Source organism: Roseibium sediminicola (assembly GCF_023156505.1).
Lineage (GTDB): Bacteria > Pseudomonadota > Alphaproteobacteria > Rhizobiales > Stappiaceae > Roseibium > Roseibium sediminicola.
Genome location: NZ_JALNMJ010000008.1, coordinates 115,717 through 132,634, shown reverse-complemented (window position 1 = coordinate 132,634; position 16,918 = coordinate 115,717). Strand labels below are relative to the sequence as shown.

The following is a 16,918-nucleotide window of genomic DNA, read 5'->3' as shown; positions in this document are numbered from 1 at the left end:
ACCGCCGCGGCGTTGATCGCGGGTCCGGTTTCAGTCACTTTGTTGAAAGAGGGGCCTTGCGTCCCTCTTTCGCCGTCTTTAGGGACAAGAACCGCTTAGACCGAAGAGATCAATCAGGACCGACGACGTGAACCGCCCCCGCCTCTTTCTCGTGACGCCCCCGGCGTTTGACACGGCCGACATCGCCCAGAAGCTGCAGCAGGCCTTTAGGGGCGGCGACATCGCTTGCGTGCTGATCTACATGCCCGGCGCCGGCACCAAGGACGTCCAGGCGACCGCCGACGTGCTGGTCCCCATCATCCAGGCGGGCGGCGCGGCCGCCATCGTCTATCGGGACACCCAGGCGGCGGGTCGCAGCGGCGCGGATGGCGTTCATGTCGACACGTCTCTGGAAGACCTCAAGCTGGCAGTCGAAAGCTTCCAGCCCGACCGCATCGTCGGCACGGGCGGCACCAAGCTGAAACATGACTCCATGGAATGGGCCGAGACCGGGGTCGACTATCTCTTTTTCGGCAAGCTGGACCTTGCCGAGAAGGACTGCGCCCATGACAAGACGCTGCGCAATGCGTCCTGGTGGGCGGAACTGTTCGAAACCCCTTGTGTCGCGATGGCCGGCAACTGTCTCGACACGCTCGGCGATGTCGCCGCGACCGGTGCGGATTTTGTCGCCCTGAAGGACGCCATCTGGCAATCCGACACGGAGATTTCATCTCTCATCGCACACGCCAACACGATCCTGGAAGCCCATCCGTTTCCGGAAACCGAATAGATCTGGAGGCCAAGCAGGACCGATGCCGAAAAAAAGGACGCGCCTTTCCCACCACAAGCGGACCGGTCATCTTCTGGCCGCAACGCTGGCCGCCGCCTTGTCCACCACTTCGGTCCTCGCCCAGCAGACAGACAGCACCGCGCCGGCCGCCATCGAAACGGCTGAGCCAGAGAAAGCCAAGCCTGCGATCGACGTACCGGTGCCCGCGCTGGTTGACGTCACCACACGCGACAAGACTCTGCGCAGCATCGTCGATGCCGGTCCGCCCAAGCTGGAAGAGGGCCAAAAAGCCGTCGCCGATACGGCATATGACGCTTTTCAGCGCGGCTGGTTCCTGACTGCGCTCGGTCTGGCCACGCCCCTCGCCGAACAGGGCGACAAGGCCGCCCAGGCCTTGATGGGTGTCTTGCATGAAGCCGGCCTCGGCATTCGCCAGGACAAGGCCAAGGCCGCTGACTGGTATCGACTGGCCGCCGCCAGCGGCGATGCCGGCTCGGCCATGCAGCTCGGTCAGCTTTATCTGCTCGGTACGGGCGTCGATACCGACAAGAAAAAGGCGGCCGACTATTTCCAGCAGGCCGCCGACGCGGGCAACGCCTCGGCGCTCTACAATCTCGCGCTGCCCTACCAGGAAGGCGAAGGCCGCCCGTTCGACGAGGCCAAGGCCCGGGAACTCCTCGAGGAAGCTGCGAAACGGAACGACCCGGAGGCACAATACGCCCTTGGCCTGTCTTATCTGGAAGCCCAGACCGGGCTGAACGATCCCGGGCAGGGCGCGTTCTGGATAGGCCGAGCCGCCCGGCGCGGCCACACCTCCGCGCAGGTTTACTACGGCATCCTCAGGTTTCAGGGCAAAGGCGTCGACCCGAACGAGGCGGAAGCGGCGGACTGGTTCGAGCGGGCCGCGACCGGCGGCAATCCGGTTGCCATGAACCGGCTGGCGCGGGTCTATGCCTATGGCCGCGGCCGTGAACAGGATTTTGCCGCTGCCGCCGGCTGGCACCTCATTGCCAGAACGCTCGGCGTTTCCGACTTCAACCTCGACCGGATCGTGGAAAGCCTCGACGAAACCACGATGGAAGAAGCGCGCAAACTGGCTGAGCAATATTCGGCAACGTTGATGGCGCCCTCGGAAGATCCGGCACGCGAAACTCCGTAATCCTCGCGAGGACTGCCGGTTTCGTAAGGCTGTTTGCCTTTTTTCCTTGAATTCACCGGGCTTTTGTGGTGGACAGGCGCGAGCAAATTTCCGGCGCCCTGCCCCCCGGCCGCGCCGCTCAAGATCCTAACAATATACAAAGTCGGTCGTTCCATGAAAATCAACGGAAACGAAATCAAGCCCGGTAACGTGCTTCAGCACCAGGACACCCTCTGGGCGGTTGTCAAAGTCCAGCACGTCAAGCCGGGCAAAGGCGGTGCCTTCGCTCAGGTCGAAATGAAGAACCTGATCGACGGCCGCAAGCTCAACGAGCGTTTCCGCTCCGAAGACAAGGTCGAGCGCGTCCGCCTGGAACAGAAGGACTTCCAGTACCTTTACACCCAAGAAGACATGCTGATCTTCATGGACACGGAAACCTACGAACAGCTGGAACTCCAGGCGGATTTCGTCGGCGACCGCGCCGCTTTCCTGCAGGACGGCATGATGGTCACCGTGGAACTGCATGAAGAGCGCCCGATCGGCATCACCCTGCCGCAATTCGTGACCCTGGAAATCCGGGAAGCCGATGCGGTGGTCAAGGGCCAGACCCAGTCTTCGTCCTACAAGCCCGCCCTGATGGAAAACGGCGTCCGCGTGATGGTGCCGCCGTTCATCACCGCCGGCGAAAAGATCATCGTCGACACCGGCTCCCTGGAATATGTCCGCCGCGCGGACTGATCCGGCGCACGCGATACCCTAATTTGGCACGCCCGGATGCGTCCGGGCGGCCCAACAACAAGTGACGACCCATGGCCCGCACAGCTCTCCTCAACGTGATGACCCAAGCCGCGATCAAGGCCGGACGCTCGCTCGTCCGCGATTTCGGCGAAGTGGAAAATCTTCAGGTCTCCCGTAAGGGGCCCGGCGACTTCGTCTCCGCGGCCGACCGCAAGGCCGAGGAGATCGTGCGCGCCGAACTGACCAAGGCCCGGCCGACCTTTGGCCTGGTCATGGAAGAAAGCGGCGAGGTCGAAGGCAGCGACGGTCAGCACCGCTGGCATGTCGACCCCCTCGACGGCACCACCAACTTCCTGCACGGCATTCCGATCTTCGCCACTTCGATCGCTCTGGAGCGAGCCGGCGAGATCGTTGCCGGGGTAATCTACAATCCGGTCATGGACGAACTCTACACCGCCGAGCGTGGCCGCGGCGCCTTCCTGAACGACCGCCGTCTGCGCGTTGCCGGCCGCTCCGACCTGCATGACATGGTCTTCGGCACCGGCCTGCCCTTCATCGGCAAGGGCGACCACGGCCGCACCCTGCGCGAGCTGCGCTACATCATGCCGGAAGTCGCCGGCATCCGCCGGTGCGGCGCTGCCGCCCTCGACCTTGCCTGGACCGCCTCCGGCCGCCTCGACGGCTATTGGGAGCGCAGCCTCAATTCCTGGGACATCGCCGCGGGCATCCTGATGGTGCGCGAAGCCGGCGGTTTCGTCAGCGACCTTCAGGGCAAGAACAAGATGCTCGACAACGGCGACATCGTTGTCGGCAACGAAGACGCCCACAAGCAGCTGCTGCGCCTTTTGAAACAGGCCGAAGCCCCGGCTCAGGGGTAACAGCCGCCCATTTACCAACAAGCTTCCTGCACATTCAGCGTCATCCTGAGGAGCCGCGCAGCGGCGTCTCGAAGGATCCAGCCACTTGTTTTGGACCGTGCGGCCGATCCTTCGAGGCGGACCTGTCGGTCCTCCAAAGGATGAGGCGGTGTGTTGGCTAACCGTACCGAATTCGGCCTTTCCAGACTTAATTGTCCCCTCAACGGCTATAAGAGGTTTCCAAGGCGTTAAAAATCACGCTATCAATCGGTTACGTCTGAAACAGGTGACTGATTGAGCGATATGGCCCGAGAATTTGATCCCTACAGCCTGTCCAGCCCGAGGGCCTATCTGACCTTCATGATCATCTTCCTGGTGATCGTCGCTTTCATCGCCTTCATTCTGTTTCCGCAGATATCGACCGCCTTCATGAGCAATCCGGGCCTCAACGGCCTGATCGTGCTCGTCGGCGTCTTCGGCGTACTGCTCCTGTTCGGCCGGGTCATCCGCCTGTTCCCGGAAATCACCTGGGTCAATTCCTTCCGCATCGGCGACCCGGCGCTCGACACCCGCTCGCCGGTGCTGCTGGCGCCGATGGCCGCGCTTCTCGGCAACAAGGCCGGCGACATGGCCCTGACGCCGACCACCGCCCGCTCGATCCTCGATTCCATCGGCATGCGTCTCGAGGAAAGCCGCGAGATGTCGCGCTACCTGACCGGCCTCCTGGTGTTTCTCGGCCTGCTCGGCACCTTCTGGGGCCTGCTCCAGACCGTCAGCTCGGTCGGTGCCACCATCCAGTCGCTGGATGTCGGCTCTGGCGACGCCAATGTCATTTTCGAGGATCTGAAGGCCGGCCTGGAAGCACCGCTCTCCGGCATGGGCACCGCATTCTCGTCCTCGCTTTTCGGTCTGACCGGCTCGCTGATCCTCGGCTTTCTCGACCTGCAGGCGGGCCAGGCCCAGAACCGGTTCTACAACGAACTGGAAGACTGGCTCTCCACCGTCACCGACATTGCCTCCGAAGAAGGCCTGTTCGACGCGTCGGATTCGCCCGGCGTGGAACAAATTCAGGCCTCAATCAGCGCACTACAAAAGAGTGTCGAGGACGGCGGCGGCAAGAACGCCAACCAGGCCATGGCCAATCTCGCCGAAGGCATTCAGGGCCTGGTCAAGCATGTGCGCTCCGAGCAGCAGATGATGCGTGACTGGGCGGAATCCCAGGGCGAGCAGCAGAAGCGGATCGAGGGTCTGTTGACCTCCATCGCCGCCGCCTTCGACCGCGCCAAGGAATAACAGGAGCGTTTCTGAAATGGCAGGAGGACTGCGCGCCCGCCGAAGGGGACAGCAAACCGACTACTGGCCCGGCTTTGTCGACGCCATGGCAACGCTCCTGCTTGTCATCATCTTTCTGCTGTCGATCTTCATGATCGCGCAGTTTTTCCTGTCCCAGCAGCTGTCCGGCCGGGATACCGTGCTCAACCGCCTCAACGCCCAGATCAGCGAACTGACTGAACTCTTGGCGCTGGAACGCGCCAATTCCGGTGAGCTGGAAGACACGATCCTGGGCCTCCAGGCGAGCCTCACGGACGCCGAAGCCGAACAGAGCCGTCTGCTCGGCCTCTTGGAAAGCAGTTCGGGTGCCGCCGATGCTGCGGGCGGCAAGGCAACGCGCCTTGAGAACCTGCTCGACGACGAGCGCCAGATCAGCCAGGAAGCGCTGGCGCAAGTTGAACTGCTGAACCAGCAGATTGCCGCGCTCCGCCGCCAGATCGCCGCCGCCAATGCCGCGCTGGAAGCCTCCGAGGCCAAGGAAGAGCAGAGCCAGGCCAAGATCGCCAGCCTCGGCAAGCGCCTCAACGCGGCGCTGGTGCAACGGGTGCAGGAGCTGTCGCGCTACCGGTCCGACTTCTTCGGCCGCCTGCGCGAGATCCTGTCCCAGCGCTCCGACATTTCCGTTGTCGGCGACCGCTTCGTGTTCCAGTCCGAAGTGCTGTTCGACAGTGGCCAGGAAGACATCAACCCGGATGGCGAGCAGGAGCTCGACAAGCTCGCGGAAGCGATCCAGGAACTGAGCGCGCAGATCCCCGAAGAAATCAACTGGGTCCTGCGTGTCGACGGCCACACCGACGCCCGCCCGCTGTCGGGCACCGGCCGGCTGCGCAACAACTGGGAACTCTCCGCGGCCCGCGCCATTTCCGTGGTCCGCTATCTCATCGAAAAGGGCGTCGATCCCAAACGCCTTGTCGCCGCCGGCTTCGGCGAGTTCCAGCCGCTGGAAGACGGCGAGACGCCCGAGGCCCTGGCCAAGAACCGGCGCATCGAGCTGAAGCTTACGGAGCGGTGATCGACAATCCATACAGGAATGATAATATTTCACTGCAGAAGAATGATTTGTATCTATTGACCGTCTTTCCTGCTATTTAGGTTGTCTTGGATCCGCCGAATAGAACGTCAGCGCCCCAAGTTTTTTCGTTCCAAAATTCAAGTAATGCTGGTCGGACTTTGACCGCGAACCTGGAATCCGGGTTGTCGCGGTTGTGGGGGCTTGGCACTCGAGCCTGCCGGCAGAACCGCAATGCGGCAAATTCCGGCCACACGCCTGAGGCGCCTGGAGCACAGCCATTGAACCGCTGAACGGAAGAACGAGGCCGCTGTAATCCTCTATCGACCGCAGATCTCAGACCAGCAATTGACGCGGACGAAAAACCGGACCGCACGATTGTCAAGCCATCAGACCGGTTCATGAAAGAGGCAATCAGATGTCAAAAGGCGACAAGAGACGCGGGAACCGCGAGCAGAAAAAGCCCAAGAAGATAAAAGAAAAGGTCTCCGCGACGGCTGACTTCAGCAAAGGCAAGACCCTGCCGCTTCTGGGAGAAAAGAAGGCAAAGTGATCCATCGGGGTGTCGGTTTCCAGGTTCGACACACCGTCGAATCTATGTGACACCCCTGTCCCCGGAATTCGTCGGCGCAGGCACCTGCAGGCAGGTAACGTTGAAGTGGCTGGCTTGCTGTCCTGGCGTGGACCAGGAAGGGAAATTCAGAACCATGACAGGCGATATACGATTCGTTTGCCAGACATACCGGCGCGTGGAGCGTGGCAGAGGGGCTGCCAAAAAACCTGTCCTCGTTCAAGCAGCTGCGATCGAATGCAAGACCTCTTCCGAGGCGGAAGCCCGCGCGCACCGGATGTTTGATGGCGGCTCATACGCCGGGGCCGATGCTTACTCCATCGAAGTTGATGTCGATCTTGGCGATTACAGTGATCCGACCTTCATCGTCCGCCTTGGAGACGTGCCACCGTTGGAAACATGAACCAGGGTGTTTTCCAACGCTGGTCTCGAAAAATACCGGCCACTATTAATCTCCTGCGGCACGGCTGGACGCGGTTCCACGCCAGGATCGAAGGCGCTCAACCGCGTCACGAACGGGTTGGACAAAGTCACCTCGGACGTGTTGATCCAAGTGGTCTTGGTGCGGGTGTAATCCAGCACCGCCTCCCGGCCGCCCTCGCGGACGAAGCCGACGCGATGGCAAGGATGCGCGCCATGCTCTCGGTGGAATCGGGCGAGCTGCTGTTGGAGCTTTGGCATGAATACGAGACCTGCGAGACCCCAGAAGCGAAGTTCGCTCGTGCCCTAGACAAGCTGGAAGTTCAGCATCAGTACAATCCGGCGGATCTGAAAACCTGGACGGAACAGGAACTGGGACTGGTCTATTCCAAGATGGACCGGGAATGCGCCCATGACTCATCCTTGAGCGCGCTTCTTGCGGTCTTCAGAGCGCGCGCCGAAATGAAAATGGTGCAGGCGGGCGTCGATCCCGCAGCGGTCAAGGCACGCGCGGGTTGACAGCAAAAGGCGTTTGCCAAGCTGGAGCTGGATCGAACGACGCACCCCGGTTCTATTTTTTTCTTCAACCAACACTCCTCTCACCACGTTGACAGCAGGCCTGTGGTTCTTAAGGGCTCTCCGAACGAACGAAGGAAAGCTCCGATGAAGAGAACACCCGTCAATCCCTGGGCCTGGTCGCTGAAGCTGGGGTACCATCAGGCCGAAATCCTGGAGGGCGGACACCGGCAGCTGGTCTGCGCCGGCCAGACGGCCGTCGATGCCGAGGGCAATCCGCAACATCCCGGTGACATGCGTGGCCAGATTGCCCTTGCCCTCGACAATCTCGAAGCCGTGCTCGGCGCAGCCGGGATGAACCTGGCCAACGTGACGTCCTTGAGGATCTACGCCACGGATGTGGACGAGGCCTTGAAGAATTTCGATCTCATGGGCATGCGCTTCGGACCGGTTGACGCCGCGCCGCCGATGACCCTAGTTGGGGTGACCCGTCTGGCGCTTGCCCCGCTCCTGTTCGAGATCGAAGCGACGGCCGCCGACTAACCCCAGGCGTTCCTCGCAACGAACCTGGCCGGCAACAGAAAAGGCACAGAATGCGACGCGCGGAACGCCTGTTTCGAATCCTCAACGAGATGCGCACCCGCGATGTGATCCGGGGCAGTGAGCTCGCCGAACGGATGGAAGTCAGCCTCAGCACCATCTATCGCGACATCGCCCATCTTCAGGCCTCCGGCCTTCCCATCGAAGGGGAGGCCGGGATCGGCTACCTGCTGCGGCCGGGCTTTGAGCTGCCCAACATGACCTTCACCCACGATCAGGTCGACGCCCTGGCGATCGGTCTTGCCTTTGTCGAGCGCACCGGCGATCCGATGCTGGCCACCGCCGCGCAGGAAGCCCGCGCCAAGATCCAGGCGGGCCTGCCCAACCCGGAAGACCGCAAGCTTGCCGATGCGCCCTTTTACAGCCTCCAGATCCAGAACAGCGCCCCGCCCACCGTCAGCCTTGTGCGCGAGGCGATCCGCCAGCGTCTCATCGTCGAAATCGACTACCGGGACGGCGAAGGCCAGTCCTCTGAGCGCAGCGTCCGGCCGCTTGTGCTCTGGAATCTGACGGACGGCTGGATGTTTTCCGCCTGGTGCGAGCTGCGCCGGGATTTCCGCACGTTCCGCTTCGACCGGATCGAAAAACTTGCCGTCACCGGCACGGTCTTCGAGGACGACGACACAAAGGGCCTGCGCGCCTTCCTGGCGACCGAGCCATGTGAAGGCGATTGACCTTCAGGGGTCTGACCGGAGTTCCACCTGGACCAGATGATAGCTAGCGCATCACGAAGGGATTGGACATCGGCGCCCCGGACGTGTTGATCCAGGTGGTCTTGGTGCGGGTATAGTCCAGCACCGCCTCCAGGCCGCCTTCCCGTCCGTAACCTGACTTGTTGTAACCACCGAAGGGCGCGATCGGTGAAATCGCCCGGTAGGTGTTCACCCAGCAGATGCCGGCATGCAGCCGTTCCGAGACCCGATGTGCACGAGCGACATCGCTGGTGAAGAGCCCCGAGGCAAGGCCGAACTCCGTGTCATTGGCAAGGGCAATCGCTTCCTCTTCGGTGTCGAAGGGCATCAGCGACATGACGGGACCGAACATCTCCACCTTCAGCGTTTCGATTTCCGCCGTGGGACACTCCACCAGGGTCGGCGCCATGTAGTTGCCCGGCCGGTCGAGCAGCGCGCCACCGAAACGGATTGTCGCTCCCTGAGCCTCCGCCTTGGCAAGCGTCTCGCGGATCCGTTTCACCTGGGCCTTCGTGCAGAGCGGCCCGACATGGGTCGCGGCCTCCAGTGGATCGCCGACGCGGATACCGGCCGCCTTATCCGATATCCTTGCGACCAGCTCGTCGAAAATCTCCCGCTGCACCAGACCGCGCGAGCCGGCGACACAGCTTTGCCCCGACGCGCCGAAATTCCCGGCGATCAATCCGTTGGCGGCGCTCTCCAGATCCGCATCGGCAAACACCAGCACCGGCGATTTGCCGCCGAGCTCCAACGACGTGACGGCAAAATTCTCCGCCGAATTGCGCACCACATGCTTTGCGGTCTCCGGCCCGCCGGTAAAGGCGATACGGTCGACAGCCGGGTGACGGGTGAGCGGAATGGCGCAGTTTTCCGCATCTCCCGTAATGACCGAGACGACGCCGGGCGGGAAGCCCGCCTCTTCAACCAAGGACGCGAATTCGAGCATCGGCACCGGCGCCATTTCGGAGGCTTTCAGCACCACCGCGCAGCCGGCGGCGAGCGCCGGTCCGAGCTTGGTGGCGGTCAGGAACATCTGCGCGTTCCAGGGCACGATCGCCGCGACCACGCCGATCGGCTCGCGCCTTGTAAAGGCATGCATGCCGGGCTTGTCGATCGGCAGCACGGCGCCTTCGATCTTGTCGGCAAGGCCGCCGTAGTAGCGGTAGAAATCACCGACATAGCCGGTCTGGCTCAGCGTTTCGGCGAGCAGCTTGCCGCTGTCTGCCGTTTCCAGACGGCCGAGTTTCTCCGCGTTCCGTTCGATCAGCTCCGCCAGCCGGAAGAGCAGCTTGCCGCGCGCGGTCTGGGTCATGTCCCGCCAGGCGGGATCTGAAAGCGCGCGCCGTGCGGCCGCCACGGCGGCATCGACATCTTCAGGCGCGGCGCAGGCGAAGCTCGCCCAGGCCTCGCCGGTGGACGGGTTTTCGGTGGTCATGACCTGACCATCTGCCCCTTCCCTCCGCTGACCGTCGATATAGAGCTGGTAATGCTGCATGTTTCCCCCTCAGCCGAAGGCCGGCATGACGTCTTCGATAAACCGGGTCAGCGACGCCTTTTTGCGTTCATGACTCATGCCGCTGTCGATCCAGAACGAGAATTCATCATAGCCAAGATCCTCGTAGCGCCTGATCCGGTCAATGACCTCTTGCGCCGTGCCGACAGTCAGGTCCCGGGCCATGTTTGCCGGCGCCATCATGGCATTGGCCGCCAACTCCTCTTCGGAAAGCGCCGCGATCAGGCCCTGGCTCACCGGCCGCTTGTTCTGAAACCAGGCACCGAAATAACAGTAGAACCGCGACAGTTCCCGGGCTGCCAGGGCCGCATCCTCCACGTCGCTGGCCACATAGGTGTGGTGCAGCAGCATGATTTTCGGGCGTGGCCCATCATGGGTGGCGCAAGCAGTATTGAACCGCTCCATCAGCGTCTCGACTTCACCCATGCCCTGCCAGAGTGGGGTCACCTGGATGTTGAAACCGTTGTGGACGCCGAATTCATGGCTGTTCGGATCCCGCGCCGCGATCCAGATCGGCGGGCCGTTTTCCTGCAGCGGTTTCGGCGCAGAAGTCGTCGCCGGAAACTGGTAATGGGCGCCCTCGTGCGCACAATCGCCGCGCCACAGTTTCGGCAGCAGCGGCGCTGTCTCGCGCATGCGCTGGCCGGCCTCCCAGGCATCCATGCCGGGCATCAGGCGCTCGTATTCGTAGGAATAGGCGCCGCGTGCAATGCCGAGTTCGATCCGCCCGCCCGTCATCAGGTCGGCCGCCGCCGCCTCGCCCGCCAGCTTGATCGGATGCCAGAACGGCGCGATCACGGTGCCGGTGCCAAGGCGCGCATTCTTTGTGTGATGGGCGAGATCGACCAGAGACAGGAACGGATTCGGCGCGATGGTGAATTCCATGCCGTGATGTTCGCCGGTCCAGATCGCCCGCATGCCGCCGGCATCGGCGAGGCGGCAGAGGTCCAGGAACTCCTGATAGAGCTTGTCATGGGGCTGGTCCGGGGTCAGCCGCTCCATATGGGCAAACAGCGAAAACTCCATGGCTCAGGCTCCCATGCTCAGGGTCTGTGTCTGACCGGGCCGGAAGAACTGCCCGCCGACATAACCGAGCCCGGCGGCCTCCGTCTGATCAAAGGCGGTCACCTCGCCGATCAGGAGGGCATGGTCTCCGGCCGGCACGATCTGGTGCGTGCGGCAGGAGAACTGCGCGACGGCGCCGGTAAGCAGCGGCACGCCGTGCGCATCCCGGATGTGGGGAACCTGCGCAAAACGATCTCCCTTGAACCCGGCAAAGGTGTTCGCCGCCGCCTTCTGGTCTTCCGACAGCACGCTGACGCAGAACCGCTTGCAGGCGGCAAAGGCCTGGTAGCTCGACAGGAACTTGCCCGGACAGACCAGCAGCAGCGGCGGGTCGAGGGAGACGGAGGAAAATGAATTGGCGGTGAACCCCACCGGTTGGCCGTCAGATCCCAATGTTGTCACCACGGTCACCCCGGTCATGAACCGCCCGAAGGCATCACGCAGCGCGCGCGGATCAAGATCGCTCATTTCAGGCACTCCCTTGCAAACTCCTTCAAGATCGCCGTGACCGCATCGGCATGGGTCATCGGCATCATGTGCGCCGCGTCCTCGATCACCGCGGCTCGTCCCTGCGGCGCAAGACCGGCCATCGCCCGCGACATCGCGGGCGTGGAATTCGGCTCCAGGCCACCGGTCAGGAACAGCGCCGGACAGGTAAGCCCGGCAAGTTCCTCGCCGGACGGCCCGTCTTCGGCGGCGAAAGTCCGGTAGGCGGTCCGGTAGCCGAGCGGATCGGTGGATGTCAGCCAGCTGGCACAAGCCTGCCGTTCGGGCGTGGGCTCGTTGCCGAACCAGCGTTGCAGCGTCGGCTCCGGATCGGGCGCCGTTCCTCCGTCGAGATTGTCGGCGCGCTTCTGGACGGCTTCTTTTGCAGCCTCCGTCCTCCGATAGATGGCATTCAAGGCCGCAACGCCGACGACGTGGTCCGGAAAGCGGATCGCGAGATCAAGGGCGATCATCGCGCCCATGGAATGGCCAATCACCACCACCGGCCGGTCGAGAAACCGGGCAAGGCTGTTGCTGAAATCAGGTAATCCCGGCAGGCCTTCAAGCCGCGCGCTGACACCATGACCGGGCAAGTCCGGCGCGGTCACTTCGAAATCCTTCGCAAGGCCTGCAATCTGCCCGTTCCAGGCCTCCGCCCGGAGACCGACGCCGTGCAACAACAGCAACCGGGGGCCCTCGCCTTCTTGCACAAAGGCGATGCCGCCCGCTTCAGACCGCGGCCGGGTTGTCCAGGTCATGGCCCATCTCTTTCAGATCCTGGTAGCGGTCGCCGATACGGTGGAACGGCCGGCCGGAGGTCGCCCCGCCAAGCACGACGGCAATCTCGTCTGCCCGCGGTGCGTCGGGGATCGCAAACTGGATCGTCAGGTAGTGGGATCGCCGCCCGGCATCGTTCTTGTCCATCAGCGGCACCATGATCGGTGCATTTGCGCCGCCGCGGGTGTTGGTGAAGGCAAGATAGGACTTGGCTCCGACGGCCTCGCGGTAGTGGTTGCCGAACCGGAGCGTGTGGATCAGCGCGGAAGCATGCTCGATCTCTCCGTCCAGCCCGACCACAGCCGCCTTGCCATAGGCCTCGATGGCATCGCCGCTGCCGCCCAGCCGGATCATCCGCTCGGTCAGCAGCGCGCCAAGCTCCGGTCCATAGGCTGCGATCTCGGGCGTCAGATCCTCGACAAACCGGCCCGCCCAGGGATTACGAACGATCGCGGCCACCGCAAACATGCGCCACGGGACCTTGGCCTTTCGGAAGCCCTCGATCAGGGTTTCTTCCTCATAGGTGACGATCTTTCTGATGTCCGGCTGCATGCCTGTCTCCGTTCGCGCGCCCTTAATCCTGGTGGAACTATCCGGCGGCTTGACTTTGTGCACAAACGAATGATTTTGACCCTCTGACATTAGTCAAACTTATGGGTAGATTGCAGATGACTCAAAAGCTGCCGCCGCTGAACTGGTTCAGGGCCTTCGAAGCCGCTGCCAGACACCTGAGCTTCACCGCTGCGGCTGAAGAAATCGGAATGACCCAGTCCGCCGTCAGCCAGCAGATCAAATCGCTTGAGGTGCGTTTGGGTGTGCCCCTCTTCGAGCGCAAACCGCGCGGGCTTGCCCTGACCGATCACGGACGGCGCCTGCTGCCTCAGGTGGATTCCGCGCTGGACACGCTCGCGGCCGCCACAGGGGCTTTCTTTCCCGACCAGCCGTCGAAACTGCTGACCGTGTCGGTTTCGATCAGCGTGCTGCAATGGGTCATCTCCCCGGCCTTGCCCGCGTTCCGAAAAGCCCATCCGGACATTGCGCTCCGCTTCATCAGCGCCATCTGGCCCGACGAGTTCAGCCGCACCATCGCCGATGTCGAGATCCGTTTCGGTTCGAAGAAACAGGCGGGCCCGAAGGCCGTTCTCCTGGGTTCCAACAAGCTGATCGCGCTCAAACCCAAGGACGGGCCAACACGCGCCGAAGACCTGCCGCTGATCGAGGCCGTCGGCATCTCCGGTGGTTGGTCCACCTGGAGCAAGGCGGCGGGCCTGCCCCAGCTGACGCCGTCGATCTATGTCGACAGCTACGGCGCGGCCCTGGACCTGGCTGTGCGCGGCAATGGCGCCTGCCTCGTCAACGAACTCCTGTCTCGCCAGCCGTTGCAACATGGTCTGGTTGAACCTGTCGAGCCGCTCATGATCGACGCCAAGGAAGGCTATTTTCTCTCAATCAATGGCGAAGAGGCAGAGGCGAAGGCCTTCGCAGATTGGCTGGTCAAGATCGCACGTTCCGAGACCGCCGCAGTCTGACCGCCGCTTGACTTTGCCTTCCCGGCAGGGCCCTGTCATGCCATGCAGATCCTCAAGGGCCATTGGCAACTCATCCTGATCACCTTCGTGCTGTTCCTGTTCTGGAACACGGCGATTGTCGTACCGCTCAAGATCCTGGTGGTTTACCTGCACGAATTGTCCCATGCGCTGGCCGCGATCCTGACCGGTGGTTCCGTCGTAGAGATCTCGCTGTCGCCCTATCAGGGCGGTCACGCCATTACACGCGGCGGCAGCCGGTTCCTGACGCTGACCGCAGGATATCTCGGCTCGCTTCTGTTCGGTGTAACGCTGTTGTTGCTTGCGCTGAAGACTGAGGCCGACCGCATCATCCTCGGGTGTCTCGGCGCGTTCACGCTTGTGGTGACGGCGCTCTATATCCGCGACTGGTTCGCCCTCGCCTTCTGCCTCGGCACCGGCGCCGCCATGCTGGCCGCCGCGCGCTATCTCAGTGTCGAGGTCAATGACCTGATCCTGCGGGTGATCGGCCTCTCCAGCATTCTCTATGTGCCCTACGACATTTTCGACGACACCATCCGCCGCTCCGGAATTCGCTCGGACGCCTATATGCTGGCGGAAGAATTCGGCGGCCCGACGATTTTCTGGGGCGGCCTGTGGCTGGCGGCGAGCCTCGCCATCATCTATTTCTGCCTGCGTCACGGCCTTGGCGACAGCAGCAACATGCATTTTGGCAAACGCGGGCAACAATCCTGACCGGCTGCGGCTTGACCCGAACCACCGCCGGGTTTCAAATCCTGAATCTCACATCAAAACGGGAAGACGCCATGCTGGATCTGCGCCCCAATTGCGAATGCTGCAACAAGGACCTGCCGCCCCAGTCGGAAGAGGCCTTCATCTGCACCTTTGAATGCACCTTCTGCGCGGACTGTGCCACGCATGTCCTGAAAGGCACCTGCCCCAATTGCGGCGGCAACTTCCAGCCCCGGCCGATCCGGCCGGACAGCGCGCTCCAGCGCCACCCGGCGTCGACGGAACGGATCTTCAAACCGGAAGGCTGCCACCCCGCGCCGACCGACGCAGCGTCATAGCAGGCCGCCGCCGACAAAAATCACCACCAGCCCGGCCAGGGTGGCGAGCAGCTTCTGCCAAGGCATCTTGAAACCGATCAGGCCGAAGGAAACCAGCGCCAGACCGACGCCGATCTTTGCGGCGGCGATGACCGCGGCAAACGGCGTGGCGGCAAGCTCGATCACGGCGGGATTGGCGATCATCGCCAGCGGGATGACATAAAGACCCACGCCGAGCGCCATCGCGGTCATCGCCACTTTCAGCCAGTTCTCCCCGACCATGCCCGCGGCAATGAAAACCGCGCCACAGACCGGCGGTGTGATGGTCGAGATCAGCGCGAACCAGAAGACGAAGAGGTGCGCCTGTAGCGGTTCCAGCCCCTGCTGGATCAGGGCTGGGCCAGCCACCGAAACGCAGATGACATAGGCTGCCGTCGTTGGCACTTCCATCCCGAGGAAGAGACAGGCCAGCGCTGTCAGGAACAGGGACGGCCACAGATAGCCGCCGGAACCGGACAGGATGAGCGAGGTGATCTTGACCCCGAGCCCGGTGATGGCAAGGACGCCGATAATGATCGAGGCGCAGACGATGATCGCGGCGATCACGGAAACCTGGCGCGCCGCCGTCAGAACGGCGCTTTCCATCCGGCGCAGGATTTGCCCTGCATCGAACGTGCCGCTGGCGTTGAAGAACAGCAGCACGAAGCCCGCGAGAATCGCAAGGCAGGCCGCGTATTGCGGCGTGTAACGCACGACAAACATGCCATGTAGCAGCACCAGGAACGGCACCATGAAAAACGCCGAAGTGATCAGAACCTGCTTGAGCGACGGCTGATCGCCCTGGTCGATCGCGGCGAGATCGAACCGGCGTGCATAGGCATTGATGCCGACCCAGACGGCAAAGAAATAGAGCACGGCCGGCAGCAGGGCCGCCGCCATGATCTGGGTGTAGGGCACCCTTGTGAGTTCGACCATGACAAAGGCACCCGCCCCCATCAGCGGCGGCATGATCTGGCCGCCGGACGAGGCCACCGCCTCGACCGCGCCGGCAAGCCGCTTCGGATAACCGAGCTTCGTCATCGCCGGCAGGGTGATCGCGCCTGTAGAGGCGACATTGGCGGAGGCGGAGCCGGAGATGGAGCCGAACAGGGCGGAGGACAGCACCGAGACCTTTGCCGCCCCACCCTTCAGGCGCCCGGCAGCGGCAGCGGCGACATTCATGAAGCCCTGACCGGCTTCGCCGGCATTCAGCACGGCGCCGAAGATCACGAAGATCGCGACCACATTGACCGACACGCCGGTCAGACTGCCCCAGATGCCGCCTTCGGCAATCGTGAGCGTGCCGAGGAAACTGGCAGTCGGCGTGCCCGAATGGCCGAATTCACCCGGAATATGCTGACCAAAGAGGCCGTAGGCCAGTGCCAGGGCGGCAACGATGGGCAGTGGCCAGCCAATGGCGCGGCGCGCGCCTTCCAGCACCGTGATCAGAAGAACGATGGCGATGACCAGCTGCAGGTCCCCTTCCAGGAACCCGTATTGGTCCGACAGCATCGACTGGTTGAGCGCGACCCAGAAGCAGGCAGCAACCCCGGCGGCACAAAAAAGGGCGCCAGTGATGCGCTGAACAACAGGGCCGCCGGCAAACAGAAAGATCCAGGGCAACGCCAGTGCCAGATGTACAGGACGGCTAACCAGATTGGGTACGAGACCGGAAAAGATCAGCCCGAGATGGAAGACAACGAGCACAATGGCCGACACAAGCATCGCCGTGCGCCAGAGCGGAGTAGAGGCTGGTTCGCCGCGAATCATGATGTTTTGCGTTTTTCAAAGAGGAGCGGTGGGCGCCGCCGGTCTCGAACC

General features: G+C 62.8%; 20 protein-coding genes. 14 read left to right on the top strand and 6 right to left on the bottom strand.

Features of this window, described 5'->3' with window-relative positions; all coding sequences use genetic code 11:
• The first annotated feature begins 127 nt into the window (after positions 1 to 127).
• The 11 genes from M0H32_RS13355 to M0H32_RS13310 all read left to right on the top strand — a co-directional run bounded on the left by M0H32_RS13355 (position 128) and on the right by M0H32_RS13310 (position 8,624).
• Complete coding sequence (locus M0H32_RS13355) at positions 128 to 769, top strand: thiamine phosphate synthase (RefSeq protein ID WP_248154727.1); 642 nt, start codon at positions 128 to 130, stop codon at positions 767 to 769.
• A gap of 22 nt (positions 770 to 791) precedes the next feature.
• A complete protein-coding gene (locus M0H32_RS13350; protein ID WP_248154725.1) occupies positions 792 to 1,928 on the top strand; it encodes a tetratricopeptide repeat protein in 1,137 nt (378 codons plus the stop codon).
• 153 nt (positions 1,929 to 2,081) lie between these two features.
• Positions 2,082 to 2,645: an elongation factor P gene (efp, locus tag M0H32_RS13345; RefSeq protein WP_148631915.1), complete on the top strand. Its 564-nt coding sequence runs from the start codon at positions 2,082 to 2,084 to the stop codon at positions 2,643 to 2,645.
• Positions 2,646 to 2,716: 71 nt separating this feature from the next.
• Complete coding sequence (locus tag M0H32_RS13340; RefSeq protein WP_248154723.1) at positions 2,717 to 3,523, top strand: inositol monophosphatase family protein; 807 nt, start codon at positions 2,717 to 2,719, stop codon at positions 3,521 to 3,523.
• Positions 3,524 to 3,805: 282 nt separating this feature from the next.
• Positions 3,806 to 4,795 (top strand): flagellar motor protein MotA, encoded by a 990-nt coding sequence (locus M0H32_RS13335; protein ID WP_248154946.1) that lies wholly within the window; start codon positions 3,806 to 3,808, stop codon positions 4,793 to 4,795.
• A 16-nt stretch (positions 4,796 to 4,811) separates the two neighbouring features.
• Positions 4,812 to 5,846: a peptidoglycan -binding protein gene (locus M0H32_RS13330; protein ID WP_248154721.1), complete on the top strand. Its 1,035-nt coding sequence runs from the start codon at positions 4,812 to 4,814 to the stop codon at positions 5,844 to 5,846.
• Positions 5,847 to 6,261: 415 nt separating this feature from the next.
• Entirely contained in the window at positions 6,262 to 6,396 is a 135-nt protein-coding gene (locus M0H32_RS29485; RefSeq protein WP_282449358.1) for a hypothetical protein, read from the top strand.
• Between the two features lie 154 nt (positions 6,397 to 6,550).
• Entirely contained in the window at positions 6,551 to 6,817 is a 267-nt protein-coding gene (locus tag M0H32_RS13325) for a hypothetical protein (RefSeq protein WP_248154719.1), read from the top strand.
• A gap of 233 nt (positions 6,818 to 7,050) precedes the next feature.
• Positions 7,051 to 7,353 carry an HD domain-containing protein gene (locus M0H32_RS29635; RefSeq protein WP_248154717.1) on the top strand — a complete coding sequence of 101 codons (303 nt, stop codon included), beginning with the start codon at positions 7,051 to 7,053 and terminating at the stop codon, positions 7,351 to 7,353.
• A gap of 144 nt (positions 7,354 to 7,497) precedes the next feature.
• Positions 7,498 to 7,893 (top strand): RidA family protein, encoded by a 396-nt coding sequence (locus M0H32_RS13315; protein ID WP_248154715.1) that lies wholly within the window; start codon positions 7,498 to 7,500, stop codon positions 7,891 to 7,893.
• A gap of 50 nt (positions 7,894 to 7,943) precedes the next feature.
• On the top strand, positions 7,944 to 8,624 hold the full coding sequence (locus M0H32_RS13310; protein ID WP_248154713.1) for a helix-turn-helix transcriptional regulator: 681 nt from the start codon (positions 7,944 to 7,946) through the stop codon (positions 8,622 to 8,624).
• A 43-nt stretch (positions 8,625 to 8,667) separates the two neighbouring features.
• Here M0H32_RS13310 and M0H32_RS13305 read toward each other — a convergent pair whose 3' ends face one another.
• The 5 genes from M0H32_RS13305 to M0H32_RS13285 are packed head-to-tail and all read right to left on the bottom strand — an operon-like array spanning position 8,668 to position 13,035.
• Positions 8,668 to 10,137, bottom strand: coding sequence for an aldehyde dehydrogenase (locus M0H32_RS13305; protein ID WP_248154711.1), 1,470 nt, complete (start codon positions 10,135 to 10,137; stop codon positions 8,668 to 8,670).
• Positions 10,138 to 10,146: 9 nt separating this feature from the next.
• Complete coding sequence (locus M0H32_RS13300) at positions 10,147 to 11,181, bottom strand: LLM class flavin-dependent oxidoreductase (protein WP_248154709.1); 1,035 nt, start codon at positions 11,179 to 11,181, stop codon at positions 10,147 to 10,149.
• A 3-nt stretch (positions 11,182 to 11,184) separates the two neighbouring features.
• Positions 11,185 to 11,688 (bottom strand): flavin reductase family protein, encoded by a 504-nt coding sequence (locus M0H32_RS13295; RefSeq protein ID WP_248154707.1) that lies wholly within the window; start codon positions 11,686 to 11,688, stop codon positions 11,185 to 11,187.
• Positions 11,685 to 12,464, bottom strand: a complete 780-nt coding sequence (locus tag M0H32_RS13290) for an alpha/beta fold hydrolase (protein ID WP_248154705.1) — start codon at positions 12,462 to 12,464, stop codon at positions 11,685 to 11,687. The genes M0H32_RS13295 and M0H32_RS13290 overlap by 4 nt, the downstream gene beginning before the upstream one ends.
• Positions 12,436 to 13,035 carry an amino acid synthesis family protein gene (locus tag M0H32_RS13285; protein ID WP_248154703.1) on the bottom strand — a complete coding sequence of 200 codons (600 nt, stop codon included), beginning with the start codon at positions 13,033 to 13,035 and terminating at the stop codon, positions 12,436 to 12,438. Before M0H32_RS13285 ends, M0H32_RS13290 begins: the two co-directional genes overlap by 29 nt.
• Positions 13,036 to 13,151: 116 nt before the next feature.
• Here M0H32_RS13285 and M0H32_RS13280 point away from each other — a divergent pair, with 116 nt between their 5' ends.
• From M0H32_RS13280 to M0H32_RS13270, 3 genes are all read left to right on the top strand, one after another.
• Positions 13,152 to 14,012, top strand: a complete 861-nt coding sequence (locus tag M0H32_RS13280) for a LysR family transcriptional regulator (RefSeq protein ID WP_248154701.1) — start codon at positions 13,152 to 13,154, stop codon at positions 14,010 to 14,012.
• A gap of 42 nt (positions 14,013 to 14,054) precedes the next feature.
• A complete protein-coding gene (locus tag M0H32_RS13275) occupies positions 14,055 to 14,744 on the top strand; it encodes a M50 family metallopeptidase (protein ID WP_248154699.1) in 690 nt (229 codons plus the stop codon).
• 71 nt (positions 14,745 to 14,815) lie between these two features.
• Entirely contained in the window at positions 14,816 to 15,079 is a 264-nt protein-coding gene (locus M0H32_RS13270) for a DUF1272 domain-containing protein (RefSeq protein WP_248154697.1), read from the top strand.
• Here M0H32_RS13270 and M0H32_RS13265 read toward each other — a convergent pair.
• The gene (locus M0H32_RS13265) at positions 15,074 to 16,867 is read right to left on the bottom strand and encodes a TRAP transporter permease (protein WP_425607316.1); all 1,794 of its coding nucleotides are present in this window, start codon (positions 16,865 to 16,867) and stop codon (positions 15,074 to 15,076) included. The two genes, M0H32_RS13270 and M0H32_RS13265, sit on opposite strands and share 6 nt — an antisense overlap.
• Positions 16,868 to 16,918: the final 51 nt, after the last annotated feature.

Coding starts and splice junctions, on each gene's coding strand:
- M0H32_RS13350 (WP_248154725.1), top strand. CDS start 792: ATGCCGAAAAAAAGGACGCGCCTTTCCCACCACAAGCGGACCGGTCAT.
- efp (WP_148631915.1), top strand. CDS start 2,082: ATGAAAATCAACGGAAACGAAATCAAGCCCGGTAACGTGCTTCAGCAC.
- M0H32_RS13340 (WP_248154723.1), top strand. CDS start 2,717: ATGGCCCGCACAGCTCTCCTCAACGTGATGACCCAAGCCGCGATCAAG.
- M0H32_RS13335 (WP_248154946.1), top strand. CDS start 3,806: ATGGCCCGAGAATTTGATCCCTACAGCCTGTCCAGCCCGAGGGCCTAT.
- M0H32_RS13330 (WP_248154721.1), top strand. CDS start 4,812: ATGGCAGGAGGACTGCGCGCCCGCCGAAGGGGACAGCAAACCGACTAC.
- M0H32_RS29485 (WP_282449358.1), top strand. CDS start 6,262: ATGTCAAAAGGCGACAAGAGACGCGGGAACCGCGAGCAGAAAAAGCCC.
- M0H32_RS13325 (WP_248154719.1), top strand. CDS start 6,551: ATGACAGGCGATATACGATTCGTTTGCCAGACATACCGGCGCGTGGAG.
- M0H32_RS29635 (WP_248154717.1), top strand. CDS start 7,051: ATGCTCTCGGTGGAATCGGGCGAGCTGCTGTTGGAGCTTTGGCATGAA.
- M0H32_RS13315 (WP_248154715.1), top strand. CDS start 7,498: ATGAAGAGAACACCCGTCAATCCCTGGGCCTGGTCGCTGAAGCTGGGG.
- M0H32_RS13310 (WP_248154713.1), top strand. CDS start 7,944: ATGCGACGCGCGGAACGCCTGTTTCGAATCCTCAACGAGATGCGCACC.
- M0H32_RS13305 (WP_248154711.1), bottom strand. CDS start 10,137: ATGCAGCATTACCAGCTCTATATCGACGGTCAGCGGAGGGAAGGGGCA.
- M0H32_RS13300 (WP_248154709.1), bottom strand. CDS start 11,181: ATGGAGTTTTCGCTGTTTGCCCATATGGAGCGGCTGACCCCGGACCAG.
- M0H32_RS13295 (WP_248154707.1), bottom strand. CDS start 11,688: ATGAGCGATCTTGATCCGCGCGCGCTGCGTGATGCCTTCGGGCGGTTC.
- M0H32_RS13290 (WP_248154705.1), bottom strand. CDS start 12,464: ATGACCTGGACAACCCGGCCGCGGTCTGAAGCGGGCGGCATCGCCTTT.
- M0H32_RS13285 (WP_248154703.1), bottom strand. CDS start 13,035: ATGCAGCCGGACATCAGAAAGATCGTCACCTATGAGGAAGAAACCCTG.
- M0H32_RS13280 (WP_248154701.1), top strand. CDS start 13,152: ATGACTCAAAAGCTGCCGCCGCTGAACTGGTTCAGGGCCTTCGAAGCC.
- M0H32_RS13275 (WP_248154699.1), top strand. CDS start 14,055: ATGCAGATCCTCAAGGGCCATTGGCAACTCATCCTGATCACCTTCGTG.
- M0H32_RS13270 (WP_248154697.1), top strand. CDS start 14,816: ATGCTGGATCTGCGCCCCAATTGCGAATGCTGCAACAAGGACCTGCCG.
- M0H32_RS13265 (WP_425607316.1), bottom strand. CDS start 16,867: ATGATTCGCGGCGAACCAGCCTCTACTCCGCTCTGGCGCACGGCGATG.